11 protein-coding genes are annotated in these 17,469 nt (G+C 59.0%); 6 read left to right on the plus strand and 5 right to left on the minus strand.

Annotation, left to right across the window (positions count from 1 at the left end; genetic code table 11):
• Positions 1 to 5: 5 nt before the first annotated feature.
• The gene (locus GGE33_RS02195) at positions 6 to 860 is read left to right on the plus strand and encodes a LysR family transcriptional regulator (RefSeq protein ID WP_183821081.1); all 855 of its coding nucleotides are present in this window, start codon (positions 6 to 8) and stop codon (positions 858 to 860) included.
• Positions 861 to 875: 15 nt separating this feature from the next.
• On the opposite strand, the gene GGE33_RS02200 is transcribed toward GGE33_RS02195, so the two are convergent.
• Complete coding sequence (locus tag GGE33_RS02200) at positions 876 to 1,928, minus strand: threonine aldolase family protein (protein WP_183821082.1); 1,053 nt, start codon at positions 1,926 to 1,928, stop codon at positions 876 to 878.
• A gap of 463 nt (positions 1,929 to 2,391) precedes the next feature.
• Here GGE33_RS02200 and gltB point away from each other — a divergent pair, with 463 nt between their 5' ends.
• The 4 genes from gltB (at position 2,392) to GGE33_RS02220 (ending at position 10,474) form a co-directional block, all read left to right on the plus strand.
• Positions 2,392 to 7,119 carry a glutamate synthase large subunit gene (gene gltB / locus GGE33_RS02205; protein WP_394353621.1) on the plus strand — a complete coding sequence of 1,576 codons (4,728 nt, stop codon included), beginning with the start codon at positions 2,392 to 2,394 and terminating at the stop codon, positions 7,117 to 7,119.
• Positions 7,120 to 7,124: 5 nt separating this feature from the next.
• Positions 7,125 to 7,283 carry a hypothetical protein gene (locus GGE33_RS02210; protein ID WP_183685249.1) on the plus strand — a complete coding sequence of 53 codons (159 nt, stop codon included), beginning with the start codon at positions 7,125 to 7,127 and terminating at the stop codon, positions 7,281 to 7,283.
• Between the two features lie 12 nt (positions 7,284 to 7,295).
• Positions 7,296 to 8,750 carry a glutamate synthase subunit beta gene (locus GGE33_RS02215; RefSeq protein WP_148143458.1) on the plus strand — a complete coding sequence of 485 codons (1,455 nt, stop codon included), beginning with the start codon at positions 7,296 to 7,298 and terminating at the stop codon, positions 8,748 to 8,750.
• 218 nt (positions 8,751 to 8,968) lie between these two features.
• Positions 8,969 to 10,474: a DASS family sodium-coupled anion symporter gene (locus tag GGE33_RS02220; RefSeq protein ID WP_183821083.1), complete on the plus strand. Its 1,506-nt coding sequence runs from the start codon at positions 8,969 to 8,971 to the stop codon at positions 10,472 to 10,474.
• Between the two features lie 55 nt (positions 10,475 to 10,529).
• Here GGE33_RS02220 and GGE33_RS02225 read toward each other — a convergent pair whose 3' ends face one another.
• Positions 10,530 to 11,726 (minus strand): SGNH/GDSL hydrolase family protein, encoded by a 1,197-nt coding sequence (locus GGE33_RS02225; RefSeq protein WP_183821084.1) that lies wholly within the window; start codon positions 11,724 to 11,726, stop codon positions 10,530 to 10,532.
• A 58-nt stretch (positions 11,727 to 11,784) separates the two neighbouring features.
• The gene (locus tag GGE33_RS02230; protein ID WP_148143464.1) at positions 11,785 to 13,002 is read right to left on the minus strand and encodes a lytic murein transglycosylase; all 1,218 of its coding nucleotides are present in this window, start codon (positions 13,000 to 13,002) and stop codon (positions 11,785 to 11,787) included.
• Positions 13,003 to 13,202: 200 nt separating this feature from the next.
• Here GGE33_RS02230 and galU point away from each other — a divergent pair, with 200 nt between their 5' ends.
• On the plus strand, positions 13,203 to 14,093 hold the full coding sequence (gene galU / locus GGE33_RS02235; RefSeq protein ID WP_183821085.1) for a UTP--glucose-1-phosphate uridylyltransferase GalU: 891 nt from the start codon (positions 13,203 to 13,205) through the stop codon (positions 14,091 to 14,093).
• Between the two features lie 99 nt (positions 14,094 to 14,192).
• On the opposite strand, the gene GGE33_RS02240 is transcribed toward galU, so the two are convergent.
• Together GGE33_RS02240 and GGE33_RS02245 are read right to left on the minus strand one after the other, a co-directional pair.
• The gene (locus GGE33_RS02240; protein WP_246435698.1) at positions 14,193 to 15,476 is read right to left on the minus strand and encodes a sugar MFS transporter; all 1,284 of its coding nucleotides are present in this window, start codon (positions 15,474 to 15,476) and stop codon (positions 14,193 to 14,195) included.
• Between the two features lie 373 nt (positions 15,477 to 15,849).
• The gene (locus GGE33_RS02245; protein WP_183821086.1) at positions 15,850 to 17,409 is read right to left on the minus strand and encodes an outer membrane beta-barrel protein; all 1,560 of its coding nucleotides are present in this window, start codon (positions 17,407 to 17,409) and stop codon (positions 15,850 to 15,852) included.
• Positions 17,410 to 17,469 lie beyond the last annotated feature (60 nt).

Here is a 17,469-nt window from a genome sequence, read left to right on the forward strand (position 1 = left end):
TAGCGATGCTGAACCTTCATCACCTCGACAGCTTTCTCATGCTGCAGCAGACCGGCAGTTTTACCGAGGCTGCGGCAAGGCTCGGTGTGGGGCAGTCGACCGTGACGCAGCATATCCAGCGGCTGGAGAAGTCGCTGGGACGCCAACTGGTGTTTCGCGACACGCATCAGGTGCGGCTGACCGCCGATGGCGAGGCGCTTGTCGGTTATGCGCGTGGCATGCTTGATCTCAATGGTCAGGTCCTGTCGCTTTTCGGAGAAAGCCGGCTGCGCGGGCGGCTGAGGCTCGGTGTGTCGGAAGATGTGGTCGCCAACCGGTTGACAGGGATTTTGGAAGATTTCATTCGCCTCCATCCGCTGGTTGATCTGGAATTGACGGTGGCGCTGTCGGCGGTGCTCAACCAGATGCAGGATGCCGGCGATCTCGATCTCGTGCTTGCCAAGCGCCATGTCGGAGATACGCATGGCAAGCTTCTCTATCGCGAGCCGCTGGTCTGGCTTGCGCGTGATCCTCATTTTGCTCCGGCCAGGGATGCGGTCCTGCCGCTGATCGCATTTCCGCCGCCCTCGATCACCCGGCGGGTGGTGCAGGAGGCGCTCGATCGGGAGAAGTTTGCGTGGCGCGTCGTCTGTACCTGCGGCAGCCTGAGCGGGCTGACCGCTGCGGCGCGTGCGGGCATGGGGGTTATGGTGCAGCCGCGCAGCATGGTGCCGGAGGGCCTGCGTGAAATTGCCGGCGATCGCCTGCCGCGGCTGGAAGACGTTGAGTTCGTCCTGATCCCGCGGCGTGGCGCCGATGCGGTAATGGTCGAAGCTCTTTCCAGCCTGATTGCGGCACGGATCGTGCCGCAATCTATTTGAGCATCGAGTCCGACTTCAAGCCGAGGCGCAGATAGACAGGAACTGGTCGACATCCTCTTCGGTCGTCGCAAACGAGGTGACCATGCGGATAAGAGCTTCGTCCTTGCGGACTTTTTCCGGCATGTCGCGGGGTTCCAGCCAGTCATAGAACTTTGCGCCCTGTTCTGCTGCGGCCTTGGCGGATGTTTTCGGCAGCACGGCGAAGACTTCGTTCGCTTCTGTCGGCCATGCGAGACGGGCGCTGTTGAGCGAGCCAAAGCCTGTGCGCAGGCGGTCGGCCATCGCATTGGCATGGCTGGCCAAGCCTAGCCACAGATCGTCCTGCAGATAGGCCTCGAATTGGGCCGCGATAAAGCGTGACTTCGAAAACAGCTGGGCGGTGCGCTTGCGCAGAAATGCGAAGTCCTTGGCGAGTTGCGGGTCGAAGAAGACGATGGCTTCGGCGCACCAGCAGCCGTTCTTCGTGCCGCCGAAGGACAGGACGTCGACGCCGCGCTTCCAGGTCAATTCCGCCGGCGTGCAACCGAGCGAAACGAGAGCGTTGGCGAAGCGAGCGCCGTCCATGTGAAGCGGCAGGCCGTTTTGCTTGGCGATTTTCGAGATCGTGTCGATTTCGTCGAGCGTGTATATGGTGCCGACTTCGGTTGCCTGGGTCATGGTGACGGCGGCGGCGCGGCCATGATGGACGGCGTCCTGTGGGTAACGCGCAATCCGTTCCAGAAGGTTTTCCGGCAGCATCTTGCCGGCCGGGCCTTCGACGCCAACCATGCGCATGCCAGAGAAGAAGTCCGGAGCGCCGCATTCGTCTTCGATCACATGCGCTTCGGTGTGGCAGAAGGTCAGGCCGCCGGGGCGGGCGATGCTGGCGAGCGAAAGCGAATTGGCGGCTGTGCCGGTGGCGACAAAGAAGACAGCGACTTCTTTTTCAAAGATCTCGTTGAAGCGCTGCTCGATGGAGCGGTCCAGGTCGCTCGTTCCATAGGCTGCGGCGAAACGAGTCGACTCCTTCGACAAGCGTTTGTTGATGGCAGGATGGGCTCCTGCCCAATTGTCGGAGGCGAAGAACATGAAATGGCACCTTGAGATTGGTTGGAGTGCCGGGAGATTAAGACTTTTTCGCATTCGCGCAACGGTAAAGCCTGTCTCCGATGGGTGGACCTATTCGCATGGCAATGAAAGAGTTTATCGGATCGGCTTTGCGCAATTAAATTACTCAAACCCATTCGTTTTGCGTAATGGAGTGTCGTGTCACGTGCAGATTTTTGCAGACACTCCCTTGTGAGGAAGTTAAAATCATGCGATATCAGATTGAGAATTAGGTCAGCTTTTCTGTCCTAATTTATCCGGCGATCAGTTTTGAACTCGTGTCGAACCGCCGAATTGGACGTCGATCTGGTTTGGGCTTTGAGTCTTTATAGGTTCTTGGCTCGATGCTGGAGCGGCGTAGTTGCGTGACTGGTGATGGCGCTGTCATCTCCAGGATTTGATGGGATGCCACCTTGCTCGCTGAAAATGGCGGCCAACAGGAGGAATGACGATGACGAAGAAGGTTTTAGATCAGCACTGTCCCACCGACATAGCCTCGGCGAAAGCCGGGCAGGGCGTGCCTTTCATCGCCTCCGGCATTCCTGCCGCCCAGGGTCTTTATGATCCGCGCAACGAGCATGATGCCTGCGGCGTCGGCTTCATTGCCAATATGAAGGGCCAGAAGTCTCACCAGATCGTCAAGGACGGCCTGTTCATCCTGGAAAACCTGACGCATCGCGGTGCTGTCGGTGCCGACCCTCTGATGGGTGACGGCGCGGGCATTCTGGTGCAGATCCCGGATCGGTTCTTCCGTGAGGAAATGTCCAAGCAGGGTGTGACCCTGCCGAAGGCCGGCGAATATGCTGTCGGTCATTTCTTCCTGCCGCGCGATGCCGAGCAGATCGAGCATTTCAAGAAGGTCATCATCGACGTGATTGCCGAAGAGGGACAGCAGTTCCTCGGCTTCCGCGATGTGCCTGTCGATAATTCCTCGCTCTCCAAGGCACCGGATATCGCTGCCACCGAACCCTATCACTTGCAGGTCTTCATCGGTGCCGGGCGCGATGCCGCGACCAATGCCGAATTCGAGCGCCAGCTTTTCCTGGTCCGCAAGGTGATTTCCAACCGGATCTACGACCAGTTCGGTGGCCAGGAAACCGGTTTCTATCCGGTTTCGCTGTCGTCCTCGACGATCGTCTACAAGGGCATGTTCCTCGCCTATCAGGTCGGCGCCTATTATAAGGACCTTGCCGATCCGCGTTTCGAGACGGCCGTGGCACTCGTTCACCAGCGTTTCTCTACCAACACCTTCCCGTCCTGGAAGCTGGCGCATCCTTACCGCATGGTCGCGCATAACGGTGAAATCAACACGTTGCGTTCCAACGTCAACTGGATGGCGGCGCGTCAGGCTTCCGTATCTTCGCCGCTGTTCGGTGACGATATCTCCAAGCTCTGGCCGATCTCCTATGAAGGCCAGTCGGATACGGCCTGCTTCGACAATGCGCTCGAGTTCCTTCTTCGTGGCGGTTATTCGCTGGCGCATGCGATGATGATGCTGATCCCGGAAGCATGGGCCGGCAACCAGTCGATGTCGAAGGAGCGCAAGGCGTTCTACGAATATCACGCTGCCCTGATGGAGCCGTGGGACGGTCCGGCAGCCGTCTGCTTTACCGATGGCAAGCAGATTGGCGCGACGCTTGACCGTAACGGCCTGCGTCCGGCCCGTTATCTCGTCACCGATGACGACCGCGTCATTCTCGCGTCCGAAGCCGGCACGTTGCCGGTGCCGGAAGAAAAGATCATCAAGAAGTGGCGCCTCCAGCCGGGCAAGATGCTGCTGATCGACATGGAGAAGGGCCAGATCATCTCCGACGAGGAGCTGAAGACGACGCTTGCGACCAAGCACCCATACGAGAAGTGGCTCGATCGCACCCAGCTTATCCTTGAAGACCTGAAGCCGGTGGAGCCGCGCGCGCTGCGCCGTGACGTTTCGCTGCTCGATCGCCAGCAGGCCTTCGGTTACACGACCGAGGACACGAAGATCCTGATGTCGCCGATGGCGACGACCGGTCAGGAAGCCGTCGGTTCGATGGGCACCGATACGCCGATCTCGGCGATGTCGGACAAGTCGAAGCTGCTCTATACCTATTTCAAGCAGAACTTCGCGCAGGTGACGAACCCGCCGATCGATCCGATCCGCGAAGAACTCGTCATGAGCCTCGTGTCCTTCATCGGTCCGCGCCCGAACATTCTCGACCATGAAGGCATGGCGAATGCCAAGCGTCTGGAAGTGCGCCAGCCGATCCTGACCAATGGCGATCTGGAAAAAATCCGCTCGATCGGTCACACGGAAGATCGCTTCGACACCAAGACGCTCGATTTCACCTATGACATCGAGCGCGGCGCCGAAGGCATGCCGGAAATGCTCGATCGTCTCTGCGAACGCGCAGAGGCTGCGGTCAAGGGCGGCTACAACATCATCGTGCTGTCCGACCGCCAGATTGGCCCTGACCGTATCGCGATCCCGGCGCTTCTGGCGACGGCTGCCGTGCATCACCACCTGATCCGCAAGGGGCTTCGCACCTCGGTCGGTCTCGTCGTTGAATCCGGCGAGCCGCGCGAGATCCATCACTTCTGTCTTCTGGCCGGTTACGGTGCGGAAGCGATCAACCCCTATCTCGCGTTCGACACGCTGACCGACATGCATATGCGCGGCGAATTCCCTAAGGAAGTCGATGCCGGCGAGATGGTCTATCGCTATATCAAGGCGGTCGGTAAGGGCATTCTCAAGGTCATGTCCAAGATGGGCATTTCCACCTACCAGTCCTATTGCGGCGGTCAGATCTTTGACGCCGTCGGCCTGAACTCGGAACTGGTCAACCAGTATTTCTTCGGTACCGCGACCTCTATCGAAGGCATCGGCCTCACCGAAATCGCCGAGGAAACCGTCAGTCGCCATGCGTCCGCCTTCGGCAAGGACCCGGTTCTGGCCTCGTCGCTCGATATCGGCGGCGAATATGCCTATCGCATGCGTGGCGAAAGCCATGCCTGGACACCGGATGTGGTGGCGACCCTGCAGCACGCCGTGCGCGGCAACAGCCAGGATCGCTACCGCGAGTTCGCCCAGATGGTGAACGAGAGCTCGGTTCGGATGAACACGATCCGCGGCCTGTTCAAGATCAAGTCGGCGGAAGCGCTCGGCCGCAAGCCGGTCTCGCTCGATGAGGTCGAACCGGCTGTCGATATCGTCAAGCGTTTCTCGACCGGCGCGATGTCCTTCGGCTCGATTTCTCGTGAAGCGCATACGACGCTCGCAATCGCGATGAACCGGATCGGCGGCAAGTCGAATACCGGTGAGGGCGGCGAAGAAAGCGATCGTTACCTGCCGCTGCCGGATGGTTCGATGAACCCCGAGCGTTCGGCAATCAAGCAGATCGCGTCCGGCCGCTTCGGTGTGACGACCGAATATCTGGTCAATGCCGACATGCTACAGATCAAGGTGGCGCAGGGCGCGAAGCCCGGCGAAGGTGGTCAGTTGCCCGGCCACAAGGTCGATGCGACCGTTGCAAAGACCCGTCATTCGACGCCGGGCGTTGGCCTCATCTCGCCGCCGCCGCACCATGACATCTATTCGATCGAAGATCTGGCGCAGCTGATCTACGACCTGAAGAACGTCAACCCGACGTCCGACATTTCGGTCAAGTTGGTGTCCGAAGTCGGTGTCGGTACGGTTGCTGCCGGTGTCGCCAAGGCGCGCGCCGACCATATCACGGTTGCCGGTTTCGACGGCGGCACGGGTGCTTCGCCGCTGACGTCGCTGAAGCATGCCGGTAGCCCATGGGAAATCGGGCTTGCCGAAACCCAGCAGACGCTGGTGCTGAACGGTCTTCGTTCGCGCATCGCGCTGCAGGTCGATGGCGGCCTGAAGACCGGCCGTGACGTCATCATCGGTGCGCTTCTCGGTGCGGACGAGTTCGGCTTCGCGACGGCTCCGGTCATCGCTGCCGGCTGCATCATGATGCGCAAGTGCCATCTCAATACCTGCCCCGTTGGCGTTGCCACGCAGGATCCGGTTCTGCGCAAGCGGTTCAAGGGTACGCCGGAACACGTGATCAACTACTTCTTCTTCGTCGCCGAAGAAGTACGCGAAATCCTGGCATCGCTCGGCTTTACCAAGTTCGACGAGATCATCGGCCTTTCCGACCTGCTCGAAAAGGACGACATGCTGGCGCACTGGAAGTCCCAGGGCCTCGATTTCTCCAAGATCTTCCACAAGGTGGAAGCGCCGAAGGCTGCTACCTACTGGACCGAGCGCCAGAAGCATCCGATCGACGACATTCTCGACCGCAAGATGATCGAGAAGTCTGCTGCCGCGCTGGAAAGCAAGGAGCCGGTTGTCTTCGAAGTGCCGATCAAGAACGTCGACCGTTCTGCCGGCGCGATGCTTTCGGGTGAGCTTGCCAAACGCTGGGGCCAGAAGGGTCTGAAGGACGACACGATCCATGTGACGCTGACCGGTACGGCCGGCCAGTCCTTCGGTGCCTTCCTCGCCCGCGGCATCACGTTCGATCTCGTTGGCGACGGCAACGACTATGTCGGCAAGGGCTTGTCCGGTGGCCGGATCATTGTGCGTCCGCCGGAAAACTCGAAGATCGTTGCCGAAAACTCGATCATCGTCGGCAATACCGTGCTTTACGGCGCGACGACCGGTGAGTGCTATTTCCGCGGTGTTGCCGGTGAGCGTTTCTCGGTGCGCAACTCCGGGGCGATCGCGGTTGTCGAAGGCGTGGGTGACCATGGCTGCGAATACATGACCGGCGGCATTGTCGTCGTTCTCGGCGAAACGGGCCGCAACTTCGCGGCCGGCATGTCGGGCGGCGTCGCTTACGTGCTGGACGAGAAGGGCGATTTCGCCAAGCGCTGCAACATGGCGATGGTCGAGCTTGAGCCGGTTCCGGAAGAGGACGACATGCTGGAAAAGCTGCACCATCACGGCGGCGACATCATGCACAAGGGACGTGTCGACGTTTCCGAAGACATGACGCGCCACGACGAGGAGCGTCTCTACCAGCTGATCTCCAACCACATGCATTACACCGGTTCGACCCGCGCCAAGGATATCCTTGATCGCTGGAGCGAGTTCCGGCCGAAGTTCCGCAAGGTCATGCCGGTCGAATATCGCCGTGCGCTGGTCGAGATGGAACGCATGCGGATGGGCGTCGCTGCGGAGTAAGCCAGATGGCTTTTGTTCATCGACTGGTTTCGGTGAGCATCGCAGTCGCTGTGCCAGCGGCTGCATTCTTCGCGAGCGGCAATGTTGCAATAGAGTTTATCGTGCTGGGGGCGGTTATCGGTTTCGCCTACTGGTACTGGGGTCCTACGGGCACCCTGCTTTGAAGAGGGAATGACATGGGCAAGGTAACGGGTTTCATGGAAATCGACCGGCAGGTGGCGAAGTACCAGCCTGCGTCGGATCGTATCCGCCATTTCCGCGAATTCACCATTCCGATGTCGGATGCGGAAGTAACCAAACAGGCTGCCCGCTGCATGGACTGTGGCATCCCCTATTGCCATGGCCCGACCGGCTGTCCCGTGCATAACCAGATCCCGGACTGGAACGATCTGGTCTATAACAACAAGTGGGAAGAGGCGATCCGCAACCTCCATTCCACCAACAATTTCCCGGAATTCACCGGCCGCGTCTGTCCCGCGCCGTGCGAGGAAGCCTGCACGCTGAATCTCGAGGATGCGCCGGTTGCGATCAAGACGGTTGAACAGGCGATTGCCGACAAGGCCTACGAGCTTGGCTATATCGTGCCGCATCCGGCAACGGTGAAGACCGGCAAGAAGGTTGCCGTTATCGGTTCAGGCCCCGCTGGCATGGCGGCTGCACAGCAGCTTGCCCGCGCCGGTCATGAAGTTCATGTCTATGAGCGCGAGAGCAAGGCCGGCGGCCTGCTGCGTTACGGCATTCCGGACTTCAAGATGGAGAAGAACTTCATCGATCGTCGCGTCGAGCAGATGACCGGCGAAGGCGTTACTTTCCATTACGGCGTCAATATCGGCGTCGACAAGAAGGTCGAAGAACTGACCGCCGAACACGATGCCGTCGTCTATTGCGGTGGTTCGGAAACGCCGCGTCCGGCAGGCATCCCTGGCGCTGACCTGCATGGTGTCTATGATGCCATGCCGTATCTTGTGCAGCAGAACCGCCGCATAGGCCGCGAAAACATCGATAGCGTTGCCTGGGCGGCCGAGCCGATCCTTGCCGGTGCCAAGCATGTCGTGGTCGTCGGTGGTGGCGATACGGCTTCCGACTGCGTCGGCACGGCTTTCCGCCAGGGCGCCGTCAAGGTAACCCAGCTCGACATCCGTCCGCAGCCGCCGGAAAAGGAAGACAAGCTTGCCGTCTGGCCCTTCTGGGCAACCAAGATGCGTACCTCTTCCTCTCAGGCTGAGGGCGCTGTCCGCGAGTTTCAGGTCGCGACACTCGAATTCATCGGCGAAGACGGTCAGTTGACCGGCGTGCGTTGCTGCGAAGTCGACGAACGCCGCAAGCCGATCGCCGGAACCGATTTCATCATCAAGGCCGATCTCGCCTTCATCGCCATCGGATTCTCGGGTCCGCTGAAGGAAGGCGTGCTGAGCGAACTCGACGGAAAGCTCGATATCAATGTCGACCGTCGTGGCTCGACCAATGTCGTTGCCAACGAGCGCGACTACAAGACGTCGGTCGACAAGCTGTGGACGGCAGGTGACGTGCGCCGTGGTCAGTCGCTGGTCGTCTGGGCGATCCGTGAGGGCCGTCAGGCTGCCCGTGCGATCGATGAGGCTTTGATGGGAAGCTCTCTGCTGCCGCGCTGATATCGGCCTTCGAGCATTTTCAGGTCACCATGATCGAACCAGAACCGCTACCTTCCCGAAAACCGGGTAGGTGGCGGTTTTGTTTTGTCTGCATCTCATGGTGCCGTCACAATTTTGCAAATTTGACCAACGTCAAGGGGAGGGCGGCGGGATCGTGTAACGCCTTGTTCGAAGGGCCTTGATAAACATCAAGGCTCTGGACACCCGAGGACAAGTTAATGCGCTTCAGTATTCCGGCTATTCTAAGTTATTTCAGGGACATGGTTCCGTTCCGAATCATTCCGGCGATCATCACGACGGTTTTTTTGTTCACCCTTCTGGCTATCCCGGCCCCTGCTGGGCTGGATGAAAACGGCTGGAAGATGCTGGCCATCTTCCTGACCACGATCCTGGCGATCATCCTCAAGGTCATGCCGATCGGTGTGATGGCGCTGATGGCGATCGTCATCGTCTCGCTGATGCAGGTGACATCGCCGAATTCCAAGGGCGCCGTTGCCGATGCGCTCAGCAGCTTCGCCAACCCGCTGATTTGGCTGATCGTCATTGCGGTCCTGATCTCGCTGGGTTTGAGGAAGACCGGTCTGGGGCGTCGCCTCGGCCTCGGTTTCATCGCGCTTCTCGGAAAGCGGACGATCGGCATCGGTTACGGTCTGGTTTTCTGCGAGTTGATCCTAGCGCCGTTTACACCGAGCAACACCGCACGTGGCGGCGGCATCATCCACCCGATCATGAAGTCGATCGCCAATGCCTTCGATTCGGATCCGGCAAAGGGGACGCAGGGCAAGGTCGGCACCTATCTGGCGCTGGTGAACTATCACGCCAACCCGATTTCGTCGGCGATGTTCGTCACCGCGACCGCGCCCAACCCGCTGGTGCTCGAATATATCGCGAAGTCGACCGGCGGCGCGATGCAACTGACCTGGGTTACCTGGGCGCTGGCCATGTTCGTGCCGGGTCTGGTCGCGCTCGTGGTCATGCCGCTCGTGCTCTACATGATCTCGCCGCCTGAGCTTAAGCGCACGCCGGATGCCGTTTCGTATGCCAAGAAGGAATTGGCGGCGATGGGGCCTCTGTCGGGCAAGGAAATGGTGATGATCGGCACTTTCGTCATGCTGCTGATTCTTTGGGCCAACGTTCCGGCGATGATCTTCGGACCTGCCTTCACGCTTGACCCGACCGTGGTCGCAGTGCTCGGTCTCTTCGCTCTCCTGATCACCGGCACGATCAACTGGGATGATGTGCTGTCGGAAAAAAGCGCCTGGGATACGCTCATCTGGTTCGGCGCGCTCGTCATGATGGCCGACCAGCTGAACAAGCTTGGTGTGATCGGCTGGTTCTCGAACGGCATGAAGGACATGATCTCGCATGCGGACTTGAGCTGGCAGATGACGGCTGCGATCCTGGTGCTCATCTTCACCTTCGCGCACTACATGTTTGCCAGCACCACCGCGCATGTCAGCGCCATGATGCTTGCCTTCCTTACCGTCGGTGTGATGCTGATCCCGGCAGAATACCATGCCGTCTTCCTGCTGATGATGGCAGCCTCGTCGTCGATCATGATGACGCTGACCCACTACGCGACAGGCACATCGCCGATCATCTTTGGCAGCGGTTACATCACCATGGGCAAGTGGTGGGGCGTGGGCTTCATCATGTGCCTGGTCAATCTCGTCATCTTCGCCGCGGTCGGCGCAGTGTGGTGGAGAGCGCTCGGCTACTGGTGATCCGTCAGCACCGTGCGAGACTGAACATTACAGGCGCCGTAAATGGCGCCTGTTCTTATTGTGTCTTCGAGATCTTGTAGTTGTCGATGCGGCCTGCGGGAGCCGGGTCCATTTCGCCGCGCTTGACCAATCGCTCGCGCGGGGACTGGGTGAGGCTGTTTGTCTTCGGGACCGCTCCTAGCAGTTCCTTGCCGCCGTCGAGGTCGGGGTCGGATAGGCTGATCGGCAGCGCGGGGAGCGTCTTGTTGGGATCCACCGGCAGATTGAGGTCCGGCAACGTGCCGGGTCCCAGGTTCACCAGTTCCGGGCTTGCCATGTCGCCCAGGTGGCGGCGGGCAAGCTTCTCGACATAGAAGGCCAGTTTCTGCTTGCCGGCTTCGGTAAAGGTAATGCCATCTGCTCCACGCAGGCGGACCTGCTGGCCGTTCACATCGGAGCCGGTCAGGATGAACTTGCCGTCCTCGTCGACGAAACCATCCCAGATATCGACGAATTCGCCGCCCACGTCTTCCGTGCGTGCACGGTAGATGGCGTTGAGCTTGGCGGCATCCGCCATCATCGACGGCGACTGGAAAGAGGGCAGGCCGACCCAGAGCAGCGGCAGCCGGCGGCTGGTCACGATGCGAGCGACCTCCGACACGCGTCGCCGGTATTCGGCAAACCACGCGTCTGTCGGGAATTTTTCCCTTGCCCCCGAGGTCATCTGCTGGCGATCGTTGGCGCCGATCATGACGACGACCATCGCCGGCTTGGCCTCGGTGATGATGCCCGGAAGCTCCTTCAGCCAATCGTAATGATCGTCTCGAACGAGGCCCGAAGAGCCGTCGCTTCGGGTGAATACGGCGACGCCGGGAGATGCTTCAAATGTGGTCTCAAGCTGACCGCCGATATTGCCGGCGAAGAAATCACCGACCACGAGGATCTTGCGGGCATCTTCCAGTTTCGCGACCGGATCGGGTTTAGGCGGCGCAAGTGGGATCGGAGGCCGTGGAGCGGGCGGTCTTGCAGCGCTTCGGTTGCGCTCCCGTCGCGGAGCCGTCTCGATGATCGAGCCGTCACGTCGGTTATAGCGGACCGGAGGCTCTTCCCGTTCGTAACGGGGCCCGCCGAAAAGCAGATCAAACAGGTTCCGGCGTCTTACCGGTTCCTGTGCTCCGGCGGAAACGGGAAAGCTGCCGGCCAAGAGAGCAACCGTCAGCACGCCGCAACCAACGCGCTGAACAAGGCTTTTCTTCATGGGGTCAACAAACATCGTTACGAATCCCGACGGGCTATCATGATCACAAATCTTGCGCCCGCTGGATCACATGTCAACGCAGGGCGCGCAGCAGCGATTGCGATGGCTCGCCGTCTTGGTTCATGCCCAGTCTTTTCTGAATCGCAGAAATCGCGGCCTTGGAGCCGGAGCCGAAATTGCCATCGACTTCGCCGTCATAATAGCCCAGTTCCTTCATGCGGCTCTGCAGTTCAAATTTTTCCCTGATATCGAGCGTGCCTTGTGGGCGCGGCCATGATTGTTGCATGCCGCCATAACCCGCGATCTCGTCGGCAAGAAGCCCTACAGCCAGAGCGTAGCTGTCTGCCGCGTTATATTTCTTGATGGTGTAGAAGTTTTTCATCATCAGGAAGGCCGGTCCGTTTGAACCGCCCATCAGCTTCAGCGTCGCACGATCCGTACCGCGCGGGAAACCCTTGCCGTTAGGGCGTACAAAGCCGAGTGCGGCCCATTGGGCAAGCGTCTTCGTCTGGCCTTCGTATCTGCCAGCGCCCGATGGAAGAACGGCCTCGTAACCCCATGTCTTGCCGGTAGTCCAGCCGTTCTGGGCGAGAAGGTTGGCGGAGGTTGCCAATGCATCGGGGATAGAGTGCCAGATATCGCGCTTGCCGTTACCATCTGCATCGACCGCGTAAAGCAGGTAGCTCGTAGGAATGAACTGCGTATGGCCCATCGCGCCGGCCCATGATCCGGTCAGCTGCTTTGGCGTCACGTCACCTGCCTGCAGGATCTTCAGGGCGGCGATCAGCTGGGTACGGGCGAATTTTGCTCGCTTGGGATCCGCCCACGCGAGTGTGGCCAGTGCCTGCGGAACGTGATGCAGCCGTTCCGGCTTTTCCAAGACTGCGCCGTAATTGGATTCCATGGACCAGATGGCGAGCAGGATGTTCTTGTCAACGCCGAAATGGCGCTCAATGGCGTTCAGCGTGGCGCCATGGCGGGCGGCCATCTGCCGACCAATCTGAACGGTGTAGGGATTGACGCGGCTATCCAGATATTCCCAGATCTGCGATTTGAACTCGGGCTGGTACTGGGCCTTCTGTAAAGCCTCCGGGTCCGGTTCATTGATGCCGGCAAAAGCCTTCTGGTATGTCGAACGCGTGATGCCACTTTTGGCTGCGGTCTCGTAGAAATCTGCAACCCATCTCTTGAAGCCCGCATCGGCCTGAGCATTTAATGGCATCATGGCCGTCGCGAGACCGGCTGCAAGCAGGAGGGCGAAGCTACGTGAGCGGGTGCGGAATCTGGTCATCGGCAGTCGTATCCATTCCTTCATGCGCCGTTCATGGCGTGTCTGGTATGCGGCTCAACGATGTCTTAACGTAATAGAGTCAACAAATTCTTTACCATAGATCACGGGTTCGTGGGAGCCTTTTGCGAAACAGTAGCAATTGCACACTACAACCCCGAAGGTTTCATATCCGCACAATGAAGTGCATTCAGGAGGCATGAGTGTCTGAACAGCGTAAGATCCGCAAAGCAGTTTTTCCGGTGGCCGGACTCGGCACGCGTTTCCTTCCGGCGACCAAGGCCGTTCCAAAGGAAATGCTGACTGTGGTCGACAAGCCGGTCATCCAGTATGTGGTGGACGAGGCGGCTGAAGCCGGTATCGAGCATTTCGTTTTCGTCACCGGCCGCGGCAAGGGCGTCATCGAAGACTATTTCGATATCCAGTTCGAACTGGAGCAGATGCTGCGCGAGCGCAACAAGAATGCCGAACTGACGCTTCTGTCGCATATTCTGCCGAAGGCCGGCACGGCGAGCTTCACTCGCCAGCAGGTTCCGCTCGGTCTCGGCCATGCCGTGTGGTGCGCCCGCGACATCGTTGGCGACGAGCCTTTTGCAGTGCTGCTGCCCGACATGATCATGTCATCGGAAAAGAGCTGCCTCAGGGGCATGGTCGAGCTTTACGAACAGACTGGTGGCAATGTTCTGGCCGTCGAGGAATGCGATCCGGAACAGGCGCATAAATACGGGATCGTCGGCAAGGGCGCTTCCGTCGGCAATGGTGGTTTCAAGATCACCGAGATGGTCGAGAAGCCGGCCAAGGGCACCGCACCTTCCAACTTCTTCATTAACGGTCGCTACATCCTGCAGCCTGAGATCTTCAAGATCCTGGAGACCCAGGAGCGCGGCGCCGGCAACGAGATCCAGCTGACCGATGGCATGCTGGCCTTGGCCAAGGATCAGGACTTCGCTGCCTATCCGTTTACCGGCGAGACCTATGACTGCGGCGCCAAGGACGGCTTCATTCTGGCGAACCTCGCTTTTGCCCTGCAGCGCCCGGATATCCGCCCGGCCATCGAAGGCCCGCTCAAGGCGCTTGCTGCCAAACTGAAGTAACATCTGCGCAAGCTGAAAATAAAAGAAGCCGCCGAGGTCTGCCCCGGCGGCTTCTTTCGTTTGGGGCGTGGGGATTTACCCCACGCTAGATAGGCAATGTCAGACGGCCTTGTGGCCCTTGATGCCGTAGTAGAAGATGTAGATGTAGCAAATCACCGGCATCAGGAAGGCGAGGTGGATGCCGATCGTATCGGCAAGAGCGCCCATGATAACCGGAACGATCGCACCGCCGACGATGGCCAGGCACAGGATGCCCGAACCCTGGCTGGTGTGACGGCCAAGACCTTTCAGCGCAAGGCTGAAGATTGTCGGGAACATGATCGAGTTGAACAGGCCGATCGCGAGAACAGCCCACATGGCCAGCTTGCCGCCGGCAAAGACCGTTACCAGGAGAAGGACAGCTGCCAGGATGGCATTGAAGGCGAGTGCCTTGCCGTCTTCGATGTAGCGCATGGCATAGGCGCCGATGAAGCGTCCAACCATTGCGCCGCCCCAGAAGTAAGCAACATAGTGAGCTGCTTCTGCTTCCGGCAGGTTGGCGATAGTCGGCTCCGCAAGGTAGTTTACCAGGAAGCTACCAATCGAAACTTCGCCGCCGACATATACGAAAATGCCGATCGCGCCGAGAACGAGGTGGCGGTAGGACCATGCGGAAGCGCGTTCGCCACCTTCGGTTTCAACGGCTTCCTCTTCGATCTGCGGCAGCTTCAAGGCTGCGAAGATTGCCGAAAGCACGAGGAAGGCAATCGCCAGAAGCATGTAGGGGAAGCGAACTGCATCGGCTTCTTCCAGGCGCAGCGTTTCCAGTTGCTGGCCGGTAGCGGTGGCGATGTCGCCGGTTGCTGCCGACAGTATCAGGAAGGCGCCGAACAATGGAGCAACGGTCGTGCCGAGCGCGTTGAATGCCTGGGTGAGCGTCAGGCGGCTGGCTGCCGTTTCCGGTGCGCCGAGTTCGGTCACGTACGGGTTGGCGGCGACCTGAAGGACGGTCACGCCGGAAGCGAGAATGAAGAGCGCTCCGAGGAAAAGACCGTAGACGCGGTAGCTTGCTGCCGGAATGAAGAGGGCGCAGCCGATCGCGGCGATCAGCAGGCCAACGACGATACCCCATTTATAGGTGATGCGCTTAACCAGCGCACCCGCTGGCAGCGATACGATGAAATAGGCGCCGAAGAAGCAAAGCTGAATGAGCATCGACTGCGTGTAGTTCAGCGAGAAGACGTTCTTCAGATGCGGAATGAGAATGTCGTTCAGGCAGGTGATAAAGCCCCACATGAAGAACAGCGACGTCAGTGCAATAAGAGCGAACTGATAATTGTTGGCGCCGACCTTGGAAGACTTCGAGCTTCCGGCCTTTGTGCCGTTGTTGGTAAGACTAGCCAATTTGAAACCTCAAACTTGCGCCATGCGGCAATGCTGCATTGCGGCAAAAATATGCCGAATGGGCCGCTATATGCTGCATCTGCTAACAGATGAAAGAGGTAGGGATCAGGAAACAGCGATATTTCACAGTTCACTTCCGGCTTGATATTACCGGGCAGCCTTTTAACCATTGCATTTCAAGCATGGGAAACATGATGTCTAAATGGTTGCGCGAAACATTTGTTCATAGGCTTCGAGATTGCGACAAGATGCGACAACTTGTCGTTATGCCATAATTTTTCTGCTGAGCTTTTGCTCATTCTATAGGCAAACTCCAATTATGGGAGTTGCGACGTATGCTCATCATGCATCACGTCTGTTCACGGAAATGTGATTATCGCCGCAGGGTCAACCCTATGCCGGCGCGAAGAATGTCCTGATCGGAGCCGCCCCCGGTCGTTGTTTCGTATTCTACGTCGCCGGTCATATCCAGATATCGATTGATACTCCATGTCAGGCCTGCTCCGGTAATCCAGGTGACGTTGTTGTTGCCTGATCCCTGAAAATCGCGAAGCGTCGCACTTCCCGTCAGGCGGGCGACGAGATGATCACGCATCTGGTGAGCGAGAGCGGAACTCAGCTGATACTCCGCCCACCCGCCTTGGCCTGCTGCAGTCGAATCCTGGACAGTGCTGCGAAGCCCGATATTGATGTCAGTGCCACGGCGCGGTGACCAGCTGACGTTGCCGTCTGCGGTAAAGGCGTTCACCGCATCCAGCCGGGAGTCCTCATAGGCCACGCGTTGATATCCGCCTGCCAACTCTCCGCGCAGTTTTTCACCGAAATCGAACGCGACGCCGGCGCGTGCTGCATAATTGTCGGAAGAGCGTTCATAACCGGCGCTGTCGCGTCGGCGGTCGTAAGAGGTATGCCCAAGTGCCACTTCGGCGAAAGGAATGATTGCCGGCGAAAGCTCGTATCCAAGGCGTAGACGTCCGTCGATGCCGGTGCGGTCTCGATCCTTCATGCTGAAGACGGAGCCATCGGACAGTTTCGCATCCGTATACACATTGCGGCTGGCACCGATGGCCGCCAGGCCGTGGATGCGCCCCACCTCACGTTCTATCGAGGCCTCGGTCTCGAATTGATGGACGCCTGCCTGTTCGGAGGCATTACCGACTGCGTTGGGGTCCGCGACATCCTCGCGTTCGAAACTGTAATTTCCGGTAATATGTGCAACTGTATCGTCGGCAAGATCCAGCCGAAGATCGGCGCCGATCCGTGCGTTCGGATCGGCGTTGTTCTGGCTGCCGTTCAAATTGCGTTCGTAGACGCCCTGACCGGTAATCGTCAGTGCGTGACGAGACCAGTCGGAGGTTAATGTGCCGCGTATGCCAGTTGCAAGATAATTGCGTGTTTCCTTCGAGCCGTGATCGCGGATCACTTCCGTATTGATGCTCTGATTGACGGATGGACGGAGAACGAACGTGCCCAGACGCATGCCAGGCGAGTCAGCGCCCTCGCGGTACCGTTCTTCCCATTGTGTCCGGTCCAGAGGCCCCGTGTCGTCATCCGCCGGCTGGTCGTATTGCTGATTCAGATCCTGTTCGACAGGTTGGTTCAGGTCATCATTCTCAGCGGTATTTTCCGGCCGGGCAGGTCGTTGCGTCGCTGGAATAGCGGTGGGACCATAAAGGCGGGACGCGCCCTGATCGATATCATCCTGCGTTGTCGGTGTCGGCCATGTCGCCGTTGCGGCACCGCCCGTAACACTTGTGGTTCCGGCTGTTCCGAACTGGCTGTCCGGAAGGCCGGGCAGGGGAGTGGTGTTGCTTGAAAAAACACTCTGAGCATAAGCCGGATTGACGCCGGACACAGCAGCCACTGCGACGACAAAGCCTAAAGCCGTCCGCCGCCCGCGTCGAGCCGTACCTGTCAGAAGCGCTTTTTTCATCGAATGCCCGGCAACCATAAATGCTTACCCAAATGTAAATCACTGTGGTTAAGGATTGGT

This window comes from Aliirhizobium cellulosilyticum (assembly GCF_014198105.1).
Taxonomy (GTDB): Bacteria; Pseudomonadota; Alphaproteobacteria; order Rhizobiales; family Rhizobiaceae; genus Neorhizobium; species Neorhizobium cellulosilyticum.

What these genes read in the sequence shown, in the direction of transcription:
- GGE33_RS02225 (WP_183821084.1), bottom strand. Translation starts at nt 11,726, where the DNA reads ATGTTTGTTGACCCCATGAAGAAAAGCCTTGTTCAGCGCGTTGGTTGC.
- GGE33_RS02215 (WP_148143458.1), top strand. Translation starts at nt 7,296, where the DNA reads ATGGGCAAGGTAACGGGTTTCATGGAAATCGACCGGCAGGTGGCGAAG.
- GGE33_RS02220 (WP_183821083.1), top strand. Translation starts at nt 8,969, where the DNA reads ATGCGCTTCAGTATTCCGGCTATTCTAAGTTATTTCAGGGACATGGTT.
- gltB (WP_394353621.1), top strand. Translation starts at nt 2,392, where the DNA reads ATGACGATGACGAAGAAGGTTTTAGATCAGCACTGTCCCACCGACATA.
- GGE33_RS02200 (WP_183821082.1), bottom strand. Translation starts at nt 1,928, where the DNA reads ATGTTCTTCGCCTCCGACAATTGGGCAGGAGCCCATCCTGCCATCAAC.
- GGE33_RS02210 (WP_183685249.1), top strand. Translation starts at nt 7,125, where the DNA reads ATGGCTTTTGTTCATCGACTGGTTTCGGTGAGCATCGCAGTCGCTGTG.
- GGE33_RS02195 (WP_183821081.1), top strand. Translation starts at nt 6, where the DNA reads ATGCTGAACCTTCATCACCTCGACAGCTTTCTCATGCTGCAGCAGACC.
- GGE33_RS02245 (WP_183821086.1), bottom strand. Translation starts at nt 17,409, where the DNA reads ATGAAAAAAGCGCTTCTGACAGGTACGGCTCGACGCGGGCGGCGGACG.
- GGE33_RS02230 (WP_148143464.1), bottom strand. Translation starts at nt 13,002, where the DNA reads ATGACCAGATTCCGCACCCGCTCACGTAGCTTCGCCCTCCTGCTTGCA.